The sequence below is a fragment of the Brachybacterium sp. UMB0905 genome (genome assembly GCF_002871795.1).
In the GTDB taxonomy this organism is placed as follows: Bacteria; Actinomycetota; Actinomycetes; order Actinomycetales; family Dermabacteraceae; genus Brachybacterium.
The window spans coordinates 1-579 of record NZ_PNHL01000044.1 but is presented as its reverse complement, the minus strand read 5'-3'; the positions used below and the strand labels follow the sequence as shown (position 1 = coordinate 579).

Here is a 579-nt window from a genome sequence, read left to right as displayed (position 1 = left end):
TCAGTCCGCTTCGGAGAGGTAGGTGATGCCCTGCTCCTCATTCATCCGATACAGGAACGCCGCCGTCGCATCACGCTTCGTCGACGCCAACGGGCGATACGATCCATCCGGCCACCCCGTCGCAATACCCTCCGACTTCATCCACGCAATCTCCTCGGCAAACTTCGAATCCTTCGACACATCCGAGAACGGATCCTCCGTCAGCTCAGGCACATCCGGAGACCCCGCATACCGATACACGAACGCCGCCATCGCATCACGCGCAATCGGCTCCGTCGGACGGAACGTCCGATCCGACCAACCCCGCGCAACACCCTGCTGATACGCCCAGATGATCGCATCGTAATGCTCATCCCCACGCTTCACATCACGGAACGGCTCAGACCGCGGATACGACACCTCCGGCGACCCCGCCATCCGATACAGGAACGCCACCATCGCATCACGATTCACCGGCTCCAGAGGACGGAACGTCGACGTCCCATCATCCTCCTTCCACCCCGTCGAATACCCCGACTCAGCCATCCACATAATCTCGTCATAGAACATATCCCCGACATTCACATCAGAGAACACGAG

Annotated in this window: 1 protein-coding gene; it reads right to left on the bottom strand. The window is 59.6% G+C overall.

Annotated features, from left to right (window positions below):
* On the bottom strand, window positions 1-579 hold a 579-nt coding region (locus tag CJ197_RS14785; protein ID WP_146007803.1), incomplete at its 5' end, for an S-layer homology domain-containing protein.